This is a genomic window from Embleya sp. NPDC005575 (genome assembly GCF_040605455.1).
GTDB lineage: Bacteria > Actinomycetota > Actinomycetes > Streptomycetales > Streptomycetaceae > Embleya.
Genome location: NZ_JBEXCV010000028.1, coordinates 65168 through 71746, shown reverse-complemented (window position 1 = coordinate 71746; position 6579 = coordinate 65168). Strand labels below are relative to the sequence as shown.

Here is a 6579-nt window from a genome sequence, read left to right as displayed (position 1 = left end):
ATCGCGACTGCGGTCGAAGTCGGGCCCGGTGCCTGGGCGCCGGGGGGCGCGCGCAGCGCGGGGGCGGGCCACGAGGCGCTGTACCCGCTGCCCCGGCCGGACGACACGACGGCCGTCTGCACCCGGGACGCCGAGGGCCGCCCGGTCGTGGTCGGCCCGGCCGGCCCGCCGATCGTGCTGGACGAGTACCCGGTCGCGGTCGGCCCCACCGGTGCGATGGACGGCGCCGGGCGGCCGGTCGCCCTGTGGCTCGGGCCGGACGGCACGCTGCGCACCGCATGGCCGTCCTGACCGCGTGGTGCGCACCGCGCCGCCGTCCCGCCGGCGCTCGGCGCACCACATGGCCGCCGTGACGACACGATTCGGCCGGCTGCGAGGAACGCCCGGACATGCGAACGGCGGGCGCTCCCCGAAGGGAACGCCCGCCGGACGGCGCGGGAGTGCGGTGGATCAGACGCTCACGCCGTGGCTGCGCAGCCACGTCATCGGGTTGACCGCAGAACCGTAGTTCGGCGTGGTGCGGACCTCGAAGTGCAGGTGCGGGCCGGTCACGTTGCCGGTCGCGCCGGAGAGCGCGATCTTCTGGCCGGTCTGCACCTTCATCCCGGCCTTGACCGAGATCGAGGAAAGGTGCGCGTACTGGGTGTACTTGCCGTCCGCGTGCCGGATGACGACCTCGTTGCCGTACGCGCCGCCCCAGCCGGCCGACACGACGGTGCCCGAGGTGACCGCGCGCACCGTGGTGCCGGTGGAGACCGCGAAGTCCTGGCCGGTGTGGCTGCCGCTGGACCAACGCGAGCCGCCGGAGCCGAAGCTCGCGGTGAGCGTGGCGCCGGAGACCGGGGCGACGTACGAGCCGGACGCCTTCTCGGTGCTCGCGGCGGGCTTGGAATCGGACTTGGCGGCCTCGGTCTTGACCGAGGTCTTGGGCGCGGCCGGCTTGGTCTCCGTCTTCGGCGCGGCCTTGGGGGTCTCCGGCTTCTGCACCTCGACCTTGGGCGCGGCCTCGGTCTTGGCGGTGGTCGGCGCGACCTTGCCGTCGACCGCGAGCTTTTGGCCCGGGAAGATCAGGTCGGGGTTCTCGCCGACGACGCTCTTGTTGGCCTCGTACAGCTTCGGCCAACCGCCGGGCACGTGCGCGGCGCCGGCGATCTTGGAGAGCGTGTCGCCGGCGACCACTACGTAGGACGACGTGGCGGCGGAGTCCGCCTTGGCGACCGGCTCGGTCTTCGGCGTCTCGGCCTTGGGAGCCTCGGACTTGGGAGCCTCGGACTTGACCTCGATCTTGGGCGTGGCGACCGTCTTCTTCGGGGTCGCGGCCTTGGGAGTCTCGGTCTTGGGCGCCGTCTTCGGCGCGGTCTTGCCGGCCGAGGAGCCGGTGTCGACGTCGGCGGCCGCGCCGCCTCGGGTCAGGCCCGCCTTGATCGAGCACACCGGCCAGGCACCGGGGCCCTGGCTCTTGAGCACCTTCTCGGCGATCGTGATCTGCTGGCCCTTGGTCGCCAGGTCGGCCCGCGCGGCGTACTGCGTGCCGCCGAACTCGTTCCAGGTGCTCTGGGTGAACTGCAGGCCGCCGTAGAAGCCATTGCCGGTGTTGATCTGCCAGTTGCCCGTGCTCTCGCACATGGCGACCTTGTCCCAGGTGCTCACGGAGGCGGCCTGGGCCGTGCCCGCGCCGATGATCGGCATGGCGACGCCGACTCCGGCGACACCCGCCGCGGCGATCAGACGCGTGGTCCTACTGGTGCTGCGACGGCGATGACGCCCGGTTCCGGACAGCATGGCTGGATCCTCTCCCACGCCTACGAGGTGAGCTGTCGGATTCGGGCCGGAGATCGATAGCCCGGCCACATCCCGAAGGACGTGGCTTCACCCCAAGCCGTTCGCGGCGCCCGATCGTCTCGATCGGGGCCGTTCACGGCGGTTCACCTGTGGTTCCCCCGCTCCTGTCGTGTGGTGCTCGTCAGCCTCCCGAACGGCCGGCGACAGGATTCGGCGTACCGGCGATCGGGGTCCGTGTGGGATACGGACGGATCGAACGCTAAGCAGGCCCAGACGAAGATCACAAGTCCGTGCCGGATAGACGTCGAATATCCGATTTGCGGATGAGCGCAATGTAGATGATCCCTTACGGAAAGGACCGTAGTTGGCGTTCCGTGGTGAATCCGTCGGAAATGCGTGACAGGGGCTCCCGGTTGCCGTGTATCCGGATCGTCCGGAAACGATCACCTACGCCCCGCTCGTCACATCGACATCGCGCGTAGCGTCGCGCGAGGGCGCCCATGCCCATCCGGACGGTCGCCCGCACTCGCGGCCGACGTGATTCACCCCACAGGCAATTTGCCGCATATCGATACATTGCAGGCGACTTCAGGCTCGTCGACCTCGTTCTGAGCGACCACGGCCCGCCGCGCCGAGGGCCGACGACCCACCGGCGCGGCGCACCACGCTCCGCCGTCTCAGCCGCGCGGCGTCTGCCAACCGGCCCAGGCGCTCCGCACCATGTCCGGCGTGCCGAGTCGGGCCTTCCAGCCCAACTCGGTGGTGATCAGGTCGGCGCTCGCGACCACCCGGGCCGGGTCGCCCGCGCGCCGCGGGTGGCGCTCCGGTGCGAGGTCGCGCAAACCGGTGACCTCGGCGATGAGTTCCACCATCTCGCGCACCGATGTGCCCTCGCCGCGACCCACGTTCAGCACCAGATGCGCGTCCGGGTCGGTCGCGAGCCGACGGGTGGCGGCCACGTGCGCCTCGGCCAGATCCACCACATGGATGAAGTCGCGCACGCACGTGCCGTCCGGCGTGTCGTAGTCGTCCCCGAAGATCACCGGCGCCTGATGCGCCGTCAACTTCTCCAGCACCATCGGCACGAGGTTGAACACGCCCTTGTCCGCGAGCTCCGGCGCGCCCGCGCCCGCGACGTTGAAGTAGCGCAACGAGGCGTACGAGATCCCGTGTGCGCGCGCCGTGGCCTTGATCATCCACTCGCCGACGAGCTTGCTCTCGCCGTACGGGTTGATCGGCAGGCACGGGGTGTCCTCGTCGACGAGGTCGACGTCGGGCATGCCGTACACGGCGGCGCTGGAGGAGAACACGATGCGGGTGACGTCGGCCGCGACCATGGCCGCCAGCAGGGTGCGCAGACCCTCGACGTTCTCCTCGTAATAGAAGAGGGGGCGCGCGACCGATTCGGGCACCTGCTTGCGGCCCGCGATGTGCACCACGCCGTGCACGGCGTGCGCCCGGAAGACCTCGTCCAGCAGCCCCCGATCCAGCACCGAGCCGACCACCAGCGGCACCCCCTCGGGAACCCGCTCGCGCGAGCCCGAGGACAGGTCGTCGACCACGACCACGTCCTCGCCGACCGCGAGCAGCGCTCGCACGACATGCGTCCCGATGTATCCGGCACCGCCGGTGACAAGCCACTTCATGGATTCAGCGTATCCGCCGAGCCGGTCGCCCGGGCCGAGGCCGGGCCGATTCAGGACACCGGGGTCGAATTGGATTCGGAGACGCGGGATTGCGATTCGGTGCCGGGGATCATCACCTTGCGCGAGACCACGAACGTCACCGGGATCGCAGCGGCGGCGGCGACGAGCGGCGCGATCCGCTCGTCCATCGACACCCACGACACCAGCGCGTACACGCCGACCGTGGTGATCACGAAGTTCGTCACATTGGTCAGCGGGAACAACAGGAACTTCTTCCACGTGGGCTTCACCTTGTAGGTGAAGTACGTGTTCATGAAGAACGAGCCGATCATGCTCAGGATGAACGCGGTGATGTGGGCCACCAGATAGGGCACCACATGACGCAACCCGAGATAGAGCAGGTAGTAGGTGCCGGTGTTCACCACACCCACGAGCGCGAAGCGAATGGCCTGACGCAGCATCAGCGGCCGACCCCCCGGGGCGTGGCGTTCGCCGAGGTCTCCCGAATGGCGGTGGCCATGTGCGGCGCGGGCACGCGAGTCTCCGTGCTCTCCCGGACGAGGTAGTGCGGGCGGTTCTTGGTCTCGTAGTAGATACGTCCGATGTACTCGCCGATCAGACCGAGCATCGTCATCTGGAGCCCGCCCAGGCCGGTCACCGCCGCGATGATGGTGATGTAACCGGGGGTCTGGATGCCCTGGAAGATCGCGATGCCGATCAAAATCATGGTGTACGCGAGCGAAAGGGCGGACAACATGAGGCCGAAATAAATGGCCACCCGCAAAGGCCGGTTGTTGAACGAGATCAGACCATCCAGGCCGTAGTTGAGCAGCTTGCCGAAACTCCACTTGGTCTGTCCGAGTTCACGAGTGACGTTCTTGTACTCGAACATGACGGAGTCGTACCCGATCCACGAATACAGGCCCTTGGAGAACCGGTTGTATTCGCGCATCGACAGCAGCGCATTCAGTGCCTGGCGCGACAGCAGCCGGAAGTCGCCGACGCCGTCGACCAGTTCGACGTCGACCCACTTGTTGACGAGCTTGTAATACGAGCTGCTGATAAAACTGCGGAACCGCTTGTCGCCCTCACGACTACGCCGAGCGATCACCTGGTCGTGGCCCTTGAGGTGGAGATCCAGCATGCGCGGGATCAACTCCGGCGGGTGCTGGAGGTCCGCGTCCATGATGACCACGGCGTCGCCGGTGGCCTGCTCCAGTCCCGCTAGCATGGCGGCCTCCTTGCCGAAGTTGCGGCTGAAGGAGGTGTACTTGGCGGCCGGGTCCTTGGCCGCCAGCTCGCGCAGGATCCGCAGCGTTCCGTCGGAGCTGCCGTCGTCGACGTAGCAGATCTCGACGTCGGCCCCGATGTCCTTGAGCTCCGCGCGGATCGTCTCGTGGAAGGTGGACAGGACGGCTTCCTCGTTGAAGCACGGCACCACGAGAGACAAGAGCATCGACTTCACCGGTTTCTCGTCTGAAGACAGGGCCAGGCCGAAGGCCACGGCCGCGTTGGCAGGCGGCCTGTCCGACCCGCGTCGCCGAAGAGGTTCCACAGACCTGGTCGAGGATGGTCGGCAGCTGCCCGAGCGCCGATCATTCTTGCATGAAAAGCCTGCCCCGAATCACTGTGCCGACCCGGATCCACGGCCCCAAGAGCGGCCGCGCGGGCGTCGGAGGGGACCCCTGGGGGTTCGCTGGGGAGGACGCCGGCTGTACCGGAGCCGGTTCCGACCGGCTCCGGCTGCGCACCGTCGTCAGTGCGTTCGAACCGGTGCTTCCTGCCTGGTTTCCTCGGTCGTCGGCGCTTGCGGGTCGGCCCCGCGAACGGGCAGCACGCGCAGGCGTTCGCTGAATACCGCACCGGCGAAGGCGACGAAGATCCACAGCGGCACCGAGAAGCGCATGACGTCCGGGCCGGTCGTCGGGTGGATCGCCATGGTCAGCACAGCCGTCGCGGCCACCGCGCCGACCAGCAGGGCCAGGCTCACGGAGTATCGGGCCAGGACCCAGACACACGCCGCGAGTACCACCAGCAGCCAGGGATTCTGGAATTCACCGCGCCCGAGCCATTGCCAATAATTGGCATTGATGCGCATGAACCAATACCACGGGTCGGCGACTTCGGGACGACTGTAGTGAACCGAGAGATTGTCCTGGAGCGCCTCGTCGACGCCCGCCCAGCCCCACAGCTTCGGCAGAATCACCGCCAGGATCGTGGCCACCCCGGAAATACCCGCCAGAACGAGATTCCCCCGGGTGCGTTCGCGGCGCATGAACACCAGGCAGGCCAGTGCGGCGCCACAGATCCCGGCCGCCAGCAAGGTCACCTGCGACGACTTCACCGCGAAGCCGAGGGCGAATCCGGCGACGTTCCACACCGCGCCCGGGACGATACGTCCGCGCTGCAACAGGACGGCACCGTAGACGACCATCATGGTCGTCATCAACATCGCGCCCTCGGTCATCAGGTGCACACCCCACGGCCCGCTGGGCAGCAGCAGGAAGAGGATCTGACCGACCAACGCGGTGCGCACGCTCAGGCCCAGGGTGCGCAGGGACAGCGCGACCAGCGCCGCCGCGGCCAGCACACACAGCAGGGACGTCATCCACATGCCCCAGGCCAGGCCGAGCACCGCAACGAACGGGGCGGCGAGGTAGGGGTAGCCGGGGCGGGTGTCGAAGATCGACAGGAAGCGCTCGTCGCCGCCCAGCGGGAACTTCTTGACCTGGGCGGTGCATTCCTTGATGAAGCGACCACGATCGACCGACTGATGCACGCCGACGGGGTTCACCGAGGATTCCCGGCTCCATGCCGTGGCCCGACGCGCGCACACCATCTTGATCGATTCGGCCTCGGCCTCGGCCGTGCTCTTTCCGAGGACCTTCAAGGTCATCCGGCCGTAGTGCAGCGTGTCGTCGTCCGCGTCGGTACCGGGAGCCGCGAAGAGCTGGAAAAGCCCGAACAACAGCGTCACCACGAGCACGCCGACCAGCAGGGACGAGCCCGGCTTGGTATTGCGGCCAGTCGTCGCGCGGATGGTGTCCGACCACCGTGTGGTCACGAAAATCCAACCCCTTGTCAGAAACGGCGAACAGCTTGTGCGGCAGGCCGCGCGCACGCCCGCCAAGGATTATCGAGTGCCGACCGG

Annotated in this window: 5 protein-coding genes, 1 pseudogene and 1 riboswitch; of the genes and pseudogenes, 1 reads left to right on the top strand and 5 read right to left on the bottom strand. The window is 68.1% G+C overall.

What is annotated here, in order from left to right; genetic code table 11:
• Window positions 1–291 (top strand): annotated as a pseudogene (locus ABZS54_RS12775) (hypothetical protein); the annotation flags it as partial.
• A 159-nt stretch (window positions 292–450) separates the two neighbouring features.
• On the opposite strand, the gene ABZS54_RS12770 reads toward ABZS54_RS12775, so the two are convergent.
• From ABZS54_RS12770 to ABZS54_RS12750, 5 genes are all read right to left on the bottom strand, one after another.
• On the bottom strand, window positions 451–1782 hold the full coding sequence (locus ABZS54_RS12770) for a transglycosylase family protein (protein ID WP_355534076.1): 1332 nt from the start codon (window positions 1780–1782) through the stop codon (window positions 451–453).
• Window positions 1783–1786: 4 nt separating this feature from the next.
• A riboswitch (cyclic di-AMP (ydaO/yuaA leader) is annotated at window positions 1787–2008 on the bottom strand.
• A gap of 451 nt (window positions 2009–2459) precedes the next feature.
• A complete protein-coding gene (gene galE / locus ABZS54_RS12765; RefSeq protein WP_355534074.1) occupies window positions 2460–3428 on the bottom strand; it encodes a UDP-glucose 4-epimerase GalE in 969 nt (322 codons plus the stop codon).
• Between the two features lie 50 nt (window positions 3429–3478).
• Entirely contained in the window at window positions 3479–3889 is a 411-nt protein-coding gene (locus ABZS54_RS12760) for a GtrA family protein (protein ID WP_355534072.1), read from the bottom strand.
• On the bottom strand, window positions 3889–4884 hold the full coding sequence (locus ABZS54_RS12755; protein ID WP_355534070.1) for a glycosyltransferase family 2 protein: 996 nt from the start codon (window positions 4882–4884) through the stop codon (window positions 3889–3891). The genes ABZS54_RS12760 and ABZS54_RS12755 overlap by 1 nt, the downstream gene beginning before the upstream one ends.
• A 300-nt stretch (window positions 4885–5184) precedes the next feature.
• Window positions 5185–6492 carry a hypothetical protein gene (locus tag ABZS54_RS12750; RefSeq protein ID WP_355534068.1) on the bottom strand — a complete coding sequence of 436 codons (1308 nt, stop codon included), beginning with the start codon at window positions 6490–6492 and terminating at the stop codon, window positions 5185–5187.
• Window positions 6493–6579 lie beyond the last annotated feature (87 nt).

What these genes read in the sequence shown, in the direction of transcription:
- ABZS54_RS12770 (WP_355534076.1), bottom strand. Translation starts at nt 1,782, where the DNA reads ATGCTGTCCGGAACCGGGCGTCATCGCCGTCGCAGCACCAGTAGGACC.
- galE (WP_355534074.1), bottom strand. Translation starts at nt 3,428, where the DNA reads ATGAAGTGGCTTGTCACCGGCGGTGCCGGATACATCGGGACGCATGTC.
- ABZS54_RS12760 (WP_355534072.1), bottom strand. Translation starts at nt 3,889, where the DNA reads ATGCTGCGTCAGGCCATTCGCTTCGCGCTCGTGGGTGTGGTGAACACC.
- ABZS54_RS12755 (WP_355534070.1), bottom strand. Translation starts at nt 4,884, where the DNA reads ATGCTCTTGTCTCTCGTGGTGCCGTGCTTCAACGAGGAAGCCGTCCTG.